The sequence below is a fragment of the Leisingera sp. F5 genome, from assembly GCF_001593695.1.
Window position 1 is genome coordinate 1 of sequence record NZ_LUKH01000668.1, and the last position, 1,891, is coordinate 1,891.

At 60.9% G+C, this 1,891-nt stretch carries 2 protein-coding genes; one reads left to right on the plus strand and one right to left on the minus strand.

What is annotated here, in order from left to right:
* Nucleotides 1–89: 89 nt before the first annotated feature.
* Nucleotides 90–737 (minus strand): TetR family transcriptional regulator C-terminal domain-containing protein, encoded by a 648-nt coding sequence (locus A2I95_RS34570; protein WP_259996828.1) that lies wholly within the window; start codon nucleotides 735–737, stop codon nucleotides 90–92.
* 232 nt (nucleotides 738–969) lie between these two features.
* Between A2I95_RS34570 and A2I95_RS34575 the strand changes: the two genes are divergently transcribed.
* Nucleotides 970–1,833, plus strand: coding sequence for an ABC transporter permease (locus A2I95_RS34575; protein WP_291737074.1), 864 nt, complete (start codon nucleotides 970–972; stop codon nucleotides 1,831–1,833).
* Nucleotides 1,834–1,891 lie beyond the last annotated feature (58 nt).

Genomic DNA, 1,891 nt, shown 5'->3' on the forward strand with positions numbered 1-1,891 from the left:
CCGCTACATCTAGGGTGAGATCGAGGCCGCTGACGTGGGGCTTGCCCTGGTGTGCGGCGCGGCTATACTTTGAAGCCGCGCCGAGGTGCCTATACTTTCAACGGGCGCACGGCACCCTTCAGCGAAAAATGCTCCGGAAACATGGCCGCCAGGAAGCGGAAGATGATCCGCGATGCCTCTTCCCGGTCGAAGCGGTCAGGGTGCAGCAGGAAGTCGGTCCACATGCCCTCAAGCAGTGCCAGTGTGCCATGGGTTGCATCCCGGGCCGCACCGGTGGCATCCGGTGTTCCGGCCTCGCGCACGATCCGGGAAAAGGCGTTGTGGATCATGCCGCGCAGCCGTCCGTCGCGGGTATCGGAATACTCGGCCACGGCCTTGCGGTTCCTGGCCTCACCGCGGAAGGCGTACCAGATGCTGACATTGCGCCGGTTCAGCACCCGCGCGCTGAGGTCGCCGCGCACGATCATCTCGACCCGTTCCTGCGGGCTGTCTCCTGCGGTCTGCAACAACGCTTCCAGCCCGTCGTAATATTCCTCTGACGAATGATGCGCCGCCGCCTGAACCAGGTTGTCCTTGCCGCCGAAATGCAGGTGGATCATGCCGCGTGACAGGCCGGCCCGCTGGATGATCTCGCTGACGGATGTTTCCGAAATACCTTTCTCCGCAACCGAATCCAGCACAGCCCCGATCAGGGCCTGGCGGTTCTGCTCGCGGTTCTGTTCCCGTTTTCCCGGCATCTGACTACTGTTGTTTTTGATGGCATTCACAATTCGGCACCCCGCAGCAGGCAGCGCCATGCCAGCATTGTTCGCATATCACCTGCAGAATATCCAGTAAAAATGGACGTTTGTCCATTTTCTTGAGAATCTTGTTGACAGATGCATGCCCTGACCGCCACTCTTTTATGGACGATTGTCCATTTTTTAATGCGGCATCCGCGTAAACAAAAACAGTAAGCGATACCCAGCAATGGCCGGAATTCTAAAAACCGAAGCAGGCAAAGGTCTGGCGCTCAGCGCCCCGGCTTCGCTTTATGTGGGGCTGCTGGTAGCTGCGCCGCTGGGCATTCTGGTGGCCTACAGCTTCTGGACCCAGTCCTATGTCGACATCGACAAGACGCTGACCTGGGCCAATTACGCCGAGGCCGCCACCGATCCGCTGGTGCGGCATCTAATGCTGCGCTCGATCCTGATTGCCGGGGCGGTGACCATGGCGACGGTGGCGCTGGCCTATCCGATTGCCTATTTCATCGCCTACCGCACCCGCAAGAAAACCCTCTGGCTCTTGCTGATCACCATCCCGTTCTGGTCAAGCTACCTGCTGCGGGTGTTCAGCTGGAAGCTGATCCTCGGGTTCAACGGGGTGATGAATTCCGCTCTGCTCTCAATGGGGCTGATCAACGAACCGCTGACCTTTCTTCTCTACAATGAATTCGCGGTGGTGCTGACACTGGCCCATGCCTGGGCGCCGTTTGCGATCCTGCCGATCTATGTCTCGCTGCAGAAGATCGACCGGGCATTGCTGGAGGCCGCCACCGATCTCGGGTGCTCCAAGCTGGAACGGTTCTTCCGGGTCACCCTGCCGCTGTCGGTGCCCGGCATCATCGCGGGCAGCCTGATCATCTTCATTCCGACCGTCGGCGACTACGTGACGCCCTCGCTGGTCGGCGGCTCGCAGGGCAAGATGGTGGCGAACCTCATCGAGGTGCAGTTCGGCCCCGCCAACAACTGGCCGCTGGGCGCAACGCTGTCGCTGGCGGCGATGGCCGCGGTCGGCTGTGTCGCCCTCCTGTTTGTCATCCTGGCCACCGCCCTGGGGAGGAGGATCCGTTGAGCAAACCCGTCCGTTTCCCCTGGCTGCTGGCCTATGCGGTGGCCTATCTGGCCTTCCT